Annotated in this window: 10 protein-coding genes; 5 read left to right on the top strand and 5 right to left on the bottom strand. The window is 54.5% G+C overall.

The genetic code is table 11. The features are described 5' to 3' along the window. Positions 1–5: 5 nt before the first annotated feature. Positions 6–440 carry an XRE family transcriptional regulator gene (locus tag FHW66_RS16390; RefSeq protein WP_183380891.1) on the bottom strand — a complete coding sequence of 145 codons (435 nt, stop codon included), beginning with the start codon at positions 438–440 and terminating at the stop codon, positions 6–8. A gap of 745 nt (positions 441–1,185) precedes the next feature. On the opposite strand from FHW66_RS16390, the gene FHW66_RS16395 reads away from it, so the two are divergent. After that, positions 1,186–3,246 (top strand): bifunctional diguanylate cyclase/phosphodiesterase, encoded by a 2,061-nt coding sequence (locus FHW66_RS16395; RefSeq protein ID WP_183380892.1) that lies wholly within the window; start codon positions 1,186–1,188, stop codon positions 3,244–3,246. On the opposite strand, the gene FHW66_RS16400 is transcribed toward FHW66_RS16395, so the two are convergent. The 3 genes from FHW66_RS16400 to FHW66_RS16410 form a co-directional block, all read right to left on the bottom strand. Further along, positions 3,243–4,628: an MATE family efflux transporter gene (locus FHW66_RS16400; RefSeq protein WP_183380893.1), complete on the bottom strand. Its 1,386-nt coding sequence runs from the start codon at positions 4,626–4,628 to the stop codon at positions 3,243–3,245. The two genes, FHW66_RS16395 and FHW66_RS16400, sit on opposite strands and share 4 nt — an antisense overlap. Positions 4,629–4,737: 109 nt before the next feature. Continuing rightward, entirely contained in the window at positions 4,738–6,456 is a 1,719-nt protein-coding gene (locus FHW66_RS16405; protein WP_183380925.1) for a glycosyltransferase family 39 protein, read from the bottom strand. 300 nt (positions 6,457–6,756) lie between these two features. Then, positions 6,757–7,026 carry a type B 50S ribosomal protein L31 gene (locus FHW66_RS16410; protein WP_183380894.1) on the bottom strand — a complete coding sequence of 90 codons (270 nt, stop codon included), beginning with the start codon at positions 7,024–7,026 and terminating at the stop codon, positions 6,757–6,759. Between the two features lie 547 nt (positions 7,027–7,573). Between FHW66_RS16410 and kynU the strand changes: the two genes are divergently transcribed. The 4 genes from kynU (at position 7,574) to FHW66_RS16430 (ending at position 12,461) form a co-directional block, all read left to right on the top strand. Then, positions 7,574–8,809: a kynureninase gene (gene kynU, locus FHW66_RS16415; protein ID WP_183380895.1), complete on the top strand. Its 1,236-nt coding sequence runs from the start codon at positions 7,574–7,576 to the stop codon at positions 8,807–8,809. 156 nt (positions 8,810–8,965) lie between these two features. Then, positions 8,966–9,994, top strand: a complete 1,029-nt coding sequence (locus tag FHW66_RS16420; protein ID WP_183380896.1) for a porin — start codon at positions 8,966–8,968, stop codon at positions 9,992–9,994. Positions 9,995–10,074: 80 nt separating this feature from the next. After that, positions 10,075–11,805: an LVIVD repeat-containing protein gene (locus FHW66_RS16425; protein WP_183380897.1), complete on the top strand. Its 1,731-nt coding sequence runs from the start codon at positions 10,075–10,077 to the stop codon at positions 11,803–11,805. Positions 11,806–12,086: 281 nt separating this feature from the next. Next, positions 12,087–12,461, top strand: coding sequence for a c-type cytochrome (locus FHW66_RS16430; protein ID WP_221197038.1), 375 nt, complete (start codon positions 12,087–12,089; stop codon positions 12,459–12,461). Positions 12,462–12,611: 150 nt separating this feature from the next. Here FHW66_RS16430 and FHW66_RS16435 read toward each other — a convergent pair whose 3' ends face one another. Further along, positions 12,612–14,039: an amino acid permease gene (locus FHW66_RS16435; protein WP_183380898.1), complete on the bottom strand. Its 1,428-nt coding sequence runs from the start codon at positions 14,037–14,039 to the stop codon at positions 12,612–12,614. Positions 14,040–14,089 lie beyond the last annotated feature (50 nt).

Consider the following 14,089-nt stretch of genomic DNA (forward strand, 5'->3'; position numbering starts at 1 on the left):
GCAGGCTAGGCTTTGACCTTGGCTTTGGTGTCGGCTTTCTTGGGCAATGCCGCGCTCACTTGCGCAAAAGCAAAAATGACTTCCTTGACGATCTTGCGTTGCGGCGCAGGAAGATTGATGAAGGCCTCGAAGGCTTCCCGCTCACGATAGCCGATGGCTTCCTCCCATCGTGCACGACGCTTGTCAATGCGTTTGCCGATCTCTTCACCAAACCGCAGATGTTGCGGCGTGACAATGAGCCATTCTGCCAGTGTCTCCAGCTTGTCCTGATTGGGCATGGATTCGCCTAGTAGCCACCTGCGTACACCGTGCAAGGTCATCGGCTTGCCCCAATACCTCAGATTGAACTCGCGTTCGAGGACGGCAGGCTTTGCCTCATAACCGGCCTGCTCCATTGATGTTCGCAGTCGCTTGGCAAATTTTTCGTTCGCGTTTTCCATTGCTGGAAGTTAATACCTAGTGGATCAAAGGAGGGTACTTTTGTTTTTGTGTTTAATTACCGTCTGAGCGTGACTTGTAATCAAGTGGGTGTTGTTGTACCAAGATGGCTAGTATCTTGGACTATTTTTCATTGCTCTGAAAGGAGACATTTGTAAGCTGTGGATATCTGCCAACACCTGTTATTGGAAAGCAAATATCTCTGAATTCCGTTTAAAAATCACTATTTTGGTGCATTTGTTCTCTTTTTCGATATGCAACACGTTGCTTCTGATTAATAGTGTGAATATCCTGTCAATTGTCGAAAAGACAGGTTTTTTGCGCATCGAAAAATTGCTCAAAAGAAGCTGGTAATATTTCTTTCAATCAGGCTAGAATAAGCCCGGACAAAGGGATTGGCCCGATTGCAGTGCTCCAGTGATGTGCAATTCGGATTACGTATTAAACGTAATAATCGCGCAATAAACTTGCTTCCACGCATACCTACCTTTACGCGACGTTCTCCCCTTCCGTATGTTGACTTCTCCATGACGCCGATGTTGTCGTGTGCTTCACGGTTTCCCGAGCAGTACGTGTTGCTGCGAATTATCGCAGTAGCATTTGGCAGTTCAGCAAAGATTCAAAAAGATTCAATTGGATTCACGCAGTATCAATCAGTAGTCATTAGTATCAATTGGCGCCGTTGAGTTGGTGTGTTGATGCAGTACACAGTTTGAAACGGTAGATGCAGATGAATTGACTTGGAATATGGCTGGCTCAATTTCCCTTTCCCTGATTTGCTTTTCCTTGTTCGTGGCGACGCTGTCGTCCTATACGGTATTGGAAATCGCAGAACGGATCGCTTCCCAAGACGACCGTGCACAACGTCGTCTGTGGCTGACTGCGGGCGCGCTGGTATTTGGTGCGGGTATTTGGGCCACGCATTTCACCGGTTTGATGGCACGTAACGTGACTGGCACGATTGGTTACGATGTGTTGACGACAAGTACTTCGTTCCTGCTGTCGGTGCTAGTGGCGCTGGTGTTGCTGAACCGGGCCACACAACGTCGGCTGCAATGGCCGCTGATGCTGGTCGATGGTGTCTTGCTGGGCTGCGGCCTGACGCTGATCTATTATCTCGGACCGAGGTCAGTGACCGCGGTGGTGTCACTTCAGCCATCTCTGAGTCTGACGGCGTTGTCGATTTTTCTGGCAGTGCTGACGGTGAATCTGTGTATCTGGATCATTGCAACGCTGGATGTGGGCAAGAGCGACAAACTGAAAAAGCGACTCGGGCTGGCAGCGGCGATGGGGGGGAGTATTTTTGCCCTGCATTGGCTGAGCATGGCGTCACTCAGGTTTGACTCACCGGAAGTGGTGACGTCGACCGCGATAGATGGAAGCCGCCTGCTTGCGCTGGTGGCGCTGGCAACGGTGATCATGCTGGTGATTGCGGTGGTGTTCAGTGGTGCGCAGCAGGCCAGATTTCTGCGCACCATCCTTGGTTTGACCAATCACAAACTGCTGCATTTTGCGACCCACGACGTGCTGACCGGATTGCCCAACCGGGTCTTGCTCACGGAGCGGGTGCAACATGCGATTCACGTCTCTAAACGTAGTGGTCAGCCGTTTGCCGTGATGTTCATGGATCTGGATGGATTCAAGACGATCAATGATTCTCTCGGCCATGCAGTCGGTGATCAGTTACTGATTGCGGTAGGCCAGCGCATTCGCGCCTGCATCCGCAGCGAGGATATGGTGGCGCGACTGGGGGGCGACGAGTTTGTGGTGGTCATGGGGAATTTGCCGACATCAGACGTGGTGGAGACGTTTGCCGAGAATATTCTCGGTGTGATACGCCAGGAGTTCCGGCTTGACGAGACGAGCTTGCGGGTGACGTCCAGTATCGGTATCGCGGTGTTTCCCAATAGCGGTCAGTGCGTCGATGCCTTGCTCAAGAATGCCGATGCGGCGATGTATGAGGCCAAGCAGCAGGGGCGTAATACGTACCGCTTCTTTGAGTCAGCCATGCATGCCAATGCCATGCGTCATCTGCAGATCCGGCAGGCGTTGCAGCAGGCGATCGAGCGCAAGCAGCTGTTCCTGCATTTTCAGCCCAAGTTTGATGGGCAGTATCGGGTTTTGACCGGGATTGAAGCCTTGTTGCGCTGGAATCATCCGGAGCTGGGCAGCATGAGTCCGGTCGAGTTTATTCCGATTGCGGAGCGTTCCGGCCAGATCGTGGCGATTGGCAACTGGGTCTTGCGTGAGGTGTGCGCGCAGATTCAGCGATGGGATGCTGAGGGTATGCCGCCGGTCAAGGTGGCGATCAATATTTCATCGCTGCAGATGGTGCCTGAACTGGTTGATTGCGTGGTGGCGGCCATTGAGCAGGCCGGGATTGCATCGCATCGGCTGACCTTCGAGATTACAGAAACTGCCGTGATGAAAAACGTCGAGATCAGTGCCCGCGTCATTGCCGATTTGCAGCGGCTGGGTTGTGATGTCGCTATCGATGACTTTGGCGCTGGCTATTCCAGTCTGGCTTATCTGCAGCAGTTCCGCTGTCGGCAGGTCAAGATTGACCGGCTGTTCACGTCGCGGCTGGAGCAGGAGGGCGATGCGGGGCGGGCGATTGTGGCTGCGATCATCGCGCTGGCACATGCCCTGAACATGGAGGTGATTGCCGAAGGGGTGGAAACGGAAGGTCAACTCAAGCTGTTGCAGAACCTGCGTTGTGATCAGGTGCAGGGCTTCCTGCTGGGGCGTCCAGCCAATGCGTCCGATACCCAGCATTTGTTTACCGGGCAGTACGGTTTGTTTGCCTAGTTTGCCGGTTTTGCTGACTTGGCGGCGTCTCCGAGTTGACGCCGTTGAACGTGCCTCAGGTACCACAGCAGACTAAACGCTACCAGTCCAAGGCTGGCACTGTTGCCCAGCCAGAATCCCGCAGCACCATGCAGCCATGCTGGTGACCAACCCAGCGGGTCAAGCCCCAGTAAATATCCTCCTCCGATTCCAACACCCCACAGAGCGACTGCATAAATGACGGTTGGAATCACCGCGATCTTGTAAGCCCGGAGGACGAAGGCAGTTGTCACCTGCAAGGCATCGAACACCTGGTAGAACGAGATGAACAGGAACAGCGGCATGGCCGAGGCCAGAATCACCGGGTCCGGCGTATAGGCGCGGATGATGCTGCTACGTGCAAACCAGACGACGATGCCGATCAGCACCGAGAGGATCACAGCCAGCCGGATTCCTGCGCGCGAGATGCGTTTAGCACCCAGCCAGTCGCCTGCGCCGATGGCTTGCGCGACCAGGGTACCGGTGGCATTGGCCAGTGACAAGGGCAGCATGTACAGTACTGTGCCGACGTTGGCGGTGATCTGATGTCCGGCAACGGCAACCGCACCGAGGCGGGCGATGAAGATCGCCATTAGCGTGAAGGCGGTGACTTCGATGAAGTAGCTCAGGCCCATCGGTATGCCCAGTTTGAGCAGGGTCAGCTGGGACTTCCAGCGCGGGCGGGTAAAGCCTTGTCCAAATACCCGCAACTCGCGATAAATGGGTGCCTTGCGCACCAGTAGCCAGCCGCTCAGTAACATCATCCAGGCGATGACGCTGGTCGCCATCGCGCAGCCGGGGCCGCCCAGTGCAGGCAGGCCAAGTCCGCCGAAGATGAACCAGGCATTGAAGGGGATCTTCAGTAGCAGAGCGCCGACCTGAATCGTCATGACCATTTTGGGGCGGGCAATGGCGTTATTGAGGGCGGCATAGACACGAAAACCCAGCGTCGCCGGTAGCGCCAGCGCTTCAATGCGCAGGTACAGGGTGGCCTTTTGCGCCAGCTCCGCAGGTGCGTGGGCGATGTCCAGAATCACTGGCGAGAACAGCAGGATCAGGCTGCCTAAGCAGCTCAGAAAAAATGCCAGCCATAAGCCCTGGCGTACCTCGGCACCGATATCGGGCAAGCGACGTGCACCATAGAGCTGACCGATGATCGGTAGCAAGGCTTGCAAGACCCCGGACAGGCCAACAAACACGCTCACATAGATGGAGACGCCAAGCGCCAGTGCTGCCAGATCGGTGGCCGAGAAGCGCGACACCATGGCAGTGTCGATCACGCCGTTGGCGATGATGGCCAGCTGGCCGATCAGGATCGGCCAGGTGAGCGAGGCGATACGCAGCGTATGGGAAGGTCGATTCATGTGGTGTTGCTTTACTTATCTTGCTTTGGTTTTCGGTTGCCTGTGTGCTTCTGATTGCGCAAAAAACTATCGGCCACAGGGGCCGATAGGATGAGGGTCGGAGTGTTTGCTATCGCCCGGTGCGCCGGTACAGGCGGAACCGTTCGTCACGGTCAGAGGGGCGTCGTCCTTCCCATAGCAACTGCCAGTTACCTTCGTACTGACGCAGCATCAATTCGGCATTCTGGTTGTAGACGTTATCTTGTAGCAGCAGGAAGTCGCAACGCATGTCGGGCCGATCTTCAAACTTCACATTGCCGAAATAGGCGAACGAAGCGCGTTGTGCGGGACCAACATTGGAGGTCACGCATTGCTTGACGGCAGCGGTACGTTCTTCGATCTGTCTGGCGACACCGGCATAGCTCTTGCCGTAATTGATCCAGGGCAGCCACAAGGTCATCAGCAAGACCCAGCACAGGATCACACCGCCTGAGGACAGCACGACGGCGCGCCACAGTACCGGTGGCCGGCGCGACAGACGCCAATGCACCAGCAGAATCCAGCCCAGGCTGGTCAATGCGGCAATGACCAGCGCAATGATGTTGAAGCCGGGCTGATAGCCGGGGGCCAGTTTGTAGGCATTCTTGGCAATTTGCGCCGGCCAGCCTGTTTCTTTGGCAATCCAGCCGATCCAGATGAAAGCGGCACAGGTACTCAATGTCATCACCGAGAACCAGTCCACGGCATTAATGGCACCGCGCTTCATGGTGGGCAGGCCAAAGGCAGCAAGAATTGCCAGTGGCGGCAGCAGGGGCAGCAGCTTGCCTTCTTCGCCGTGAACATTGATCAGCAATACTACCGCGATGGAAACGAAGAAGCTCAGCGGCAACGCAATGTGCAGCGAAAATGGCTGACGCCGCCAGGCATAGATGGCCCAGCCAGCAAATGGCCAGGCTGGCCAGGCAAACCAGATACCGTATTTGACGAAAAATTTAAGCGACTTTAGTGTCGGCCAGTTGATCTGATAGTGGTTCCAGCTCAACCAGGTGTCAAATTGGGCCGCGGCGTCGGGTAGCAGGGCGCGGGTCACAATCACCCATAGTGCGCAGATCAGTAGCACCGTTGGTAAGGTTACGCCGAGCAAGGTCGGTAGCATGCGCCGATAGCGTAGTACTGCCAATGCCAGCAAACCGATGAACACACCCGCCGGCAGGACCCAGCCGCGCGTCAGGACCAGTAGCGCCAAGGTCAGGCCGAGCCGGAACGCCTGTTGCGGCCGGTTGCTGTCGAATACCCGCACGGCGTTATAAATGGCATAGCCTACCAGCGCAATTTGCAAGGTCTTGGGTGAGGTTTCATGGCTGTGCAGCAGCAGGCCGAGGAAGCCGAGATAGATCAGGAATGCACCATCAGCCAGGGTACGTCCATAGTCTCGCGACTCAGGCTGCCCACCAAAGGCCAGCTTAAGCGGTTGCGCTTCGGGTCGTCGTCCCAGCAGGTAGGTGGCGTACCAGATCGACAATGAGCCAATCAAGAAACAGGCAATCGTGGAGAGGCGAGCGGCAATCGGGTCTCCCAGCAACCAGCCAAACAACTTGATGCAGATCGCGCCGAACCAGAAGGCAAGTGGGCTTTCGGATGGCATTGCCAGGCCAGCAATATTGGGCGCCAGCCAGTCCTGCAGCGTGCCGTGGGCCATGGTCCACATGATGCCGAAGCTGGCCGCATCATCGTTTTTCCAGGGATCGCGACCGATCAGGCCGGGCAGGATGTACAACAGACCAAGCGCCAGCAAGCCCCAACGTGGCAGGGCATTGGTCGCAGCAGCGGGGAGACGGACAGGCTTCATCAAGGTGTTATTGAACTTGTGGAACAGAATGGCCGGGATGCCAGCACACAGGCACTGTGCGATATCTTCCCGAGTTGAATAATGCGCATTTTGCACCGAAGCAGTGCATTCTTCTGCATTATTGCGCTAAGACGTTATTGTGCAGCAAAACGCGGCAAAAAGTTGTTTCTAGCGCATCCTGAAATCACTCTGTGCGGTGCACCGGATCAATCACTGACACAGATGAGACAGTTCGGTGCAGAGGATGAAGAAAAAACAAAAAAGGCAGCCTTGGCTGCCTTTTTTGACATCGCCTGCAAATTAGCCTGCAGCGACTTGTGTCTTGGAACCGACGGTACCAAACTTTTGACGGAACTTCTCGACGCGACCGGCGGTGTCGACGATCTTGTGCTTACCGGTGTAGAAAGGATGCGATTCGGAAGAAACTTCGATCTTCACGAGTGGGTATTGCTTGCCTTCGAATTCGGCTGTTTCGCGTGTGCCGATCGTCGAGCGGGTGATGAATTTGAAGTCGTTCGACACGTCGTGGAACAGAACTTCACGGTAATCTGGATGGATGCCTTGCTTCATGGTTTGCCTCAAAAATGAATGGTAGCCAATCGTCACTTCGTCGGTCGTCCTGCTTCTTGACCCGATTGTCGATCACTTGCCGGGGGGTGAAAAGTGCAAAATTATACAATAAAATCATGTATTTGCAAAAGCTTGCGGCACTTTGTGGCCTTGTGGCAGGGGGCTGTTGCATTCGGACCATGATACTGGCGCCAAAGTTGCTGGAGCAGGGTATGGACTTTGGCTGATAATCCGGTCACCCAAAATACCTTAAGATCTTGCTTCTGGGTCGTTCAGGCCCGCTGCGCCTCGCCTGAGGCGATATTGTCCGGGTTTCAATACGGGGCTGACCTATAAATTAATGGAATGACCAAGATAGAAATATTCATTTTCGCTTATCCCACCCCTCGCCTCATACTGAGCACCATGTAAAAGCCGTCCTGACGGCGGCCACACTAGGGTTGTAGAGAAATCAGCAAGCACCCGTCATATTAACAAGAGCAGAGACAGCAGAAACCGCAGGATGCATCGCCATTCTGACGTCATATTTTTGAATTTGGATACCACTATGTTTACAAGACAGGACTGTATTACGCTCGATGAGCGCGATCCACTGGCTGGTTGCCGCGATCAATTTACCTTGCCAGAGGGAGAAATATATCTGGATGGCAACTCGCTGGGCGCTATGCCACGCCATTTGCCGGCCCGCATTCAGGAAGTGGTGAGCAAGGAATGGGCGCAAGGCCTGATACGCTCTTGGAATGATGCTGGCTGGATCGATCTGCCAAAGCGCGTGGCAGTACAAGTGGCCCGTCTGATTGGTGCCGACAAGGATGAGGTGATGGTAGCCGACTCGACGTCGGTCAATCTGTATAAGGCGCTGGTGGCAGCGGTGCGCCTGAATCCAAGCCGCAAGGTGATTCTGACCGAGCGTGGCAATTTCCCGACCGATCTGTATATCGCACAAGGCGTGGCTGAATTGTTCGGCATGGAAATCCGTTACGTCGATTCCACGCCAGAGGCCGTGCTGGCAGCACTCGACAACAGCGTTGCCGTGCTGATGCTGACCCATGTGAATTATCGCTCCGGCCAGGTCTATCCGATGCAGGACATCACTGCCAAGGCCCACGCCGTTGGCGCACTCGCGCTGTGGGATCTGGCGCATAGCGCTGGTGCAGTCGAGGTTGATCTGACCGGCTGTAACGTCGACATGGCAGTTGGCTGTGGCTACAAATATCTCAACGGTGGTCCTGGCGCGCCGGCCTTTGTGTTTGTCGCACAACGTCACCATGCCGGTATGCGTCAGCCATTGTCTGGCTGGCATGGTCACAAGCGTCCGTTTGAGTTCGTGCTTGGTTACGAGCCTGCTGCCGGTATTGAGAGCATGCAGGTTGGTACGCCACCATTGTTGTCGATGCTGGCACTGGAGTCGGCATTGCAGGTATTTGATGGCGTGGAGATGAGCGCACTGCGTCGCAAGAGCGTGGCGCTGACGGAATTGTTCATTCGTCTGGTCGACGAAAAACTGAAGCCTTATCACTTTGGTCTGGCGTCACCACGTGATGCACAGATTCGTGGCAGCCAGGTCTCGCTGACGCACGAGCAGGGTTACGCAATCGTGCAGGCGCTGATTGCGCGTGGCATTACCGGTGACTTCCGTATGCCCAATATTCTGCGCTTTGGCTTCACACCGCTGTATGTCCGCTATGTGGATGTCTATGACACGGTACAGGCGATTGCCGAGATCATGGAAAGCGGCGAATGGAATCAGGAAAAATTCCTGACCAAGAAGGCCGTGACCTGATTCGCAAGTCGAATTACCTCAGTTTTTAATGTTGAAGTTCCATGCGCCGGTTCGCCGGCGCAGCCCTGCTGTTACCAATTGTCTCGCAGAAGACGATGGACAAGCTCTTGAGATGTGATTCAAAGATGGGTCGAGAAAATAATCTGGGAGGAGTACATGAAATTCAAAGGGAAAGTTGCATCTGCAATTTTGTTGGCTGGCGTAGGGGCATTGGCGCATGCCGACAATGTCACGATCTCGGGCTGGATTGACGTTGATCTGGAACGTCTGCAAACCAGCAAGGGGCAATCCTATAACGTCGGCAGCGGTGGTTTGAATACCTCGCGTCTGGTGTTCAGCGGCAGCGAAGATCTGGGCGGCGGCAACAAGGCCTTCTTCACGCATGAAATGGCATTCTCTGCCAATACCGGGGTTGGTCCGACACCACGCCAGACCTTCGTCGGTATGGCTGGCGATTGGGGGAGCTTGACAATCGGTCGGCAGAATACGCCTTCCTTCTGGATCGCCGGCTATGCCGACCCGAGCTGGTCGGCTGACTTCAGTCTGGTCAGCAACATGCAGTTCTTCTATGCGCCTTACCGACTGAGCAATTCGGTCAATTACAACACGCCACGTGTTGGCGGTTTTGAGGGGCGCTTGATGGTCACCGCCGGTGCTGAAGACGGCACCCGCAATGGTCGTTATGTTGGCACTGGTGTCGACTATAAGGACGGCCCCTGGTATATCGGCTTTGACAGCGATCAGCAATATACCGCGAGTGTAACCAACTCAAGCACGATCTATTCGGCGCGCGACAATTACTTCTCGGTCACCTACAACACTGGCACGATTGAGCCGACTTTCCTGTATCACACCTATAACGGTTACTACGCCTATCCACCGTATGTGGGCTTCCAGTCCAGCGGCTGGGATGTGCAACTGGGTGCGCGCTGGCAAATCAACGAACGCAACAACATGTTCGTCAGCGTGGTGCACAAGAAGGATGACCATAATGTTGCCATGTCGGACGCCAACGGCTATCTGATCGGTTATGGCTACAGTCTGTCCAAGCGTACGACGCTGTACGCCAACGTCGGATACATCGATATGAAGAACAATACCAAGGTCTCCTATCCGATGACGTTCAACTTCAGCAGCCCGAATCCGACCAGTGGGGTTCAGTTAGGTATTCGTCACGCATTCTGATGCGCTGACCAGTTTTGCGGAATCGGCTCAGCCCGATTCCGCGTCATTTTGAGGAGATGATTTTGAGGAAGGATAGAGAGATGAAAAAAAATCTTTTTCAGCGCAGCACGATTGCATTGGCGATCGGGCTGACACTGAGCGCCGGTCTGGTCGCGTCAGTACAGGCGCAACAGCCACGCAGCGGTGTGAATCTGAATGCACCCGATGCACCTGCTCCAGCACCACAGCGTGATTTGTTGCCTGGCGAACCGGCCTATCCTGCACCGGGCAGCTGGGGCTATGACAAGACCACTGGCATATTCAAGAGCCCGGATGCCGCACCAGATGCTTTTGGTGCTCATCCGGTTGATGGCAGCTTGCCGTATCTGGATCTGAATCAATATTCCAAGAACGTCAAGATTGAAAATTTTGTTCCGTACGTGGCTGGTGCTGGTCACAGTTGGCAGGCATCCTTTGATTTCAATGGCCGTCGCTATCTCTACGACTATGAAACCTGGATGTACAACCTCTTTGACATTACCGATCCGCATGATGTCAAAGTAGTGCAGCAAAAGACCTTTGACATCAAAGGAGGGGAACATCAGTTTGGCCCGTTCAACGTCAAGTTCAACAAGAAGCTCAATAAGATGATCGCGGTGCAGTGTTATGAAATCAGCCGATATGGTCTGCTCGATGACAAATACACTAATCCAGCCGGTGTGCAAAAGGTACGTGATCGCAAGATGTTACGTGGCTTCCGTATGTTCGAAGTAACCAGCCCCAAGTGGACCGACTGGAAGCTGCTGTCCGAGACTTCGCTTGACCCTTATCATTCAGCTCAGCAACAGCCGCAAGAAGGTTCTGGTTGTCAGGACGTTCCCGACTATTGGGGTGACAAGTATTTGTTCGTCGCGGGTGCGCCCGACAATAGCTTCTCGAACCAGGAATACAAGACCTATCTCTACACGGGTGCGCAGTTGGCCTTTGACGTTTCCGATCCAAGCAACCCCAAGCGATTGTCGACCTGGTGGGCGCCTGGATCACGTAAAGGTGAGGAAGAGGAATACAAGAAGAATCCGCGTTATGGCAACAAGACCTCGTGGATGGGTTCGCGTATGCCGTTATTCATTCCGAAGCCAGTCGAGCAGGGTGGCAAGTATGGTTATGCCGCGATGGGCGGCTTTGGCTTCTATGTGATCGATATCTCTGATCCGAACAACATGAAGCAGGTGGCGCATCTGGATATGCCTGTCAGTGTGACTGGTACCGAAGGCGACAATATTGACGTGACCAAGGTGGAAACCACGGGTATGGTCTATTTCAGTGGCTATCCGATGACCGAAGATTGCTATGAGCCGCTCAAGCATATCTATTCGATTGATGTACGAGATCCGAAGAATCCGAAGATCGTCAATATCCTGCCAACACCGGTACCACCGAAAGAAGCGCCTTTCACCGATTTCTGCCAGCGTCGTGGCAGCTTCGGTCCCAAGCGCAGCGGCTATGCACAGATTCAGCCGGGTACGCCAAGTCAGCGTTACATGCCTTATTCGTATTACAACGCGGGCATGCAGATGTTTGATCTGAAAGATCCACTGCATCCAACCATTGCGGCCTACTTCGTACCGAAGATGATTGACCCAGCGATCAAAACGCGTGATGAACAGACACAATCGATTCGTGCTTTGCCAAATCCTGTGCGTAGTATCTTTGTGGAGTGGGATCGTAACCTGATCTGGGTCTTCTCGAACCACGGTATCTACACGCTGTCGGTGCCGCCGCTGGGCAAGCCTGTGTTTGGCATGCCTGAGAAAACCGGCGCTGCACAATAAGGCATCAGACACCTGACAAGAACGCCATGCGGATGTTATCCGTCATGGCGTCATAAAGAGTCGTAATAGTAGTAAAGAAGGCGCGCAGGATGATGCAGTTTTCATCCTGTTACGCCGGATGGTGGACAGGTCTTCGCAAGAAGATCTGGAGTGAAGGAAGTGCATGCTGACTTTGTCCTTCTCTTGAGCTTGTGCCATTCAGGGTCGAAGCTGAATGGCACTTTTTTTGTCCTGAATTTCCGATGACCTGCGAGGCGGGTCTTTTTTTGCAAGGAGTCATCATGTTGAACAGCTTGCGTGTTCGTTCTTCTTCCACACTGGCTGCCCGGCTGCCAGCGATTCTGTTACCGCTCATGCTGTCGTTGCCGCTGGCCAGTCAGGCGGCGTCTTCCAGTGAAGAGAGTTGCCGTGTCTGTCATCGCATGGACAGCAAGCTCATCGGCCCGGCATTCAAGGATGTGGCAGCACGCTATGCCGCCGATCCGGAGGCGATTGCCCATCTCAAGCACAGCATGCTTGAAGGCAGTCAGGGACGTTGGGGGGAGATGGCGATGCCGCCCAATACCGGATTGACTGAAGCCGAGGCGGATTCATTTGCCCACTGGATCATGAGTCTGAACAAGCCGGTAGCTGGCGGCGCAGCGGTCAGTAAATAAGCATTTGGTCATGTTTCAAGGCGTCACAGGTCCATTGCCTGTGACGCCTTTTTATTGGAGGTCTGCAAAGCTAATGGTTTGCCTTAGGGATAAAAAGAGACGTAAAAAAGCCGTGAATTGCTTCACGGCTTTTGCTTTATTGCGGCAGGATCAGTTACTTGCTGCCTCGCGCATTTTCTGCGGGTCGACTGGCAACGGGACTGGCTTGCGATACCAGATGAAGTAGATCACGCTCAATACCACTACAAACGGCACACCGAACAATAGAGTCGCGTGGAAGGCATCGGTAAACCAGGTGGTAATCATGATCGATAGCATCAGTACCACACCCAGCAGCGTCAGCCATGGGAAACCCCACATCCGGAATGGCAGTGGCTGAGCGCCCTGGGCGACCCAGCGGCGGCGGAAGAACCAGTGTGTCACGAAAATCATCAGCCACGTAAACATCGCACCAAACATCGATACTGACATCATCAGCGTGAACGCTGCCTGTGGATAGAGAATGCTCATTGCAGTCGCAATCGTGATGCCGATGCAGGACAAGGCCAGTGCTCGTACCGGAACGCCACGGCTGCTCAGCTTTCCGAACTGTGGTGAAGCATAACCGGCGCGCGAGAGGCTGAACATCATGCGGGTGGTGATGTAGAGCTGGCTGTTCATGGCCGACAGTGCCGCAATCAGGACCACGAAGTTGATGATGCCAGGGGCGCCGGTGATATGAATGGCTTCCATCACCATCACGAACGGGCTCTTGTCAGTGCCTGCGGATGACCACGGCAGAATTGCCAGCATCAGTGCCAGTGTGAGCAGATAAAACACTACCAGACGCAGCATCGCCGCGCGGAAGGCATGCGTGATGGCCTTGACCGGTTCCTTGGCTTCACCGGCTGCGACGGCGATCATTTCGATACTCAGATAACTGAAGATCGACACAATCACGGCGACCCAGGTGCCCCAGTAACCATGTGGAAAGAAGCCGCCATGCGCAACATAGTTATGGAGTCCGATGCCACTGTCGGCCGGTGCGCCATAGACGATTACCGCACCGAGGAAGATGAAGCCGACAATCGCCACGATCTTGATCATCGAGAACCAGTATTCGATATGACCAAACAGTTTGACACTGAAGGCATTGATCAGAATCAGCGCACTTGAGAACAGGACAATCCAGACCCACGCCGGTGAACCGGGGAACCAGTACTGCATGTACAGCGCAATGGCCGTAACTTCCGTGCCCACGGCCAGCACGATCGAGGCCCAGTAGGCATAGCGCACCATGAAGCCAGCCCAGGGATGCACGTAGTAGCCGGCATAGGCGCCAAAGGAGCCAGAGGTGGGATGGGCGACGGTCATCTCTGCCAGACAGCCCATGAGCAGCAGTGCGATGACGGCGCCAATGGCATAGCTGATCAAGACGCTGGGCCCAGCAAAGCTGATGGCAAATCCGCTTCCTAGAAACAATCCGGTACCGATGGCGCCGCCGATGGCGATCATTGCCATCTGGGCACCGCTCAAGGTGCGTTGCAAACCTCTTTCCTGATCGACAATGCCTTGAAAATGGTCGTTACTATCCTGCATGAAAGTCTCCTTCATGAATATTTTTAGCGTAATGGTTGTAGCAAGCTGGT

It is taken from the genome of Herbaspirillum sp. Sphag64, assembly GCF_014192645.1.
Classification (GTDB): domain Bacteria; phylum Pseudomonadota; class Gammaproteobacteria; order Burkholderiales; family Burkholderiaceae_D; genus Herbaspirillum.